Genomic DNA, 309 nt, shown 5'->3' with positions numbered 1-309 from the left:
AGTTTTCAAGGAACATGTTGTGTTTAAACAACACAAAGTGGAGCCTAGCGGGATCGAACCGCTGACCTCCTGCGTGCAAAGCAGGCGCTCTCCCAGCTGAGCTAAGGCCCCGTAAATAGATATGGTGGGCCTAAATGGACTCGAACCATCGACCTCACGCTTATCAGGCGTGCGCTCTAACCAGCTGAGCTATAGGCCCATATCAATCACTATAATGTTTTATCGTAACATCTTGAAAGAATCAATAAGAAATTGAACTTTCAAAACTAAACAAAACAGAGGAAACGTCTTATAACTACGTGAACGCTC

General features: G+C 44.7%; 2 tRNA genes. Both read right to left on the bottom strand.

Going from position 1 to position 309, the window contains the following annotated elements:
• Positions 1-38: 38 nt before the first annotated feature.
• Positions 39-111 (bottom strand) — tRNA-Ala (locus AAHB12_RS31500).
• A gap of 11 nt (positions 112-122) precedes the next feature.
• A tRNA-Ile gene (locus tag AAHB12_RS31495) sits at positions 123-199 on the bottom strand.
• Positions 200-309: the final 110 nt, after the last annotated feature.

It is taken from the genome of Bacillus sp. OTU530 (genome assembly GCF_038440375.1).
Note: the sequence above shows the minus strand (reverse complement) of the source record. Positions and strands in the feature narration are given on the sequence as shown.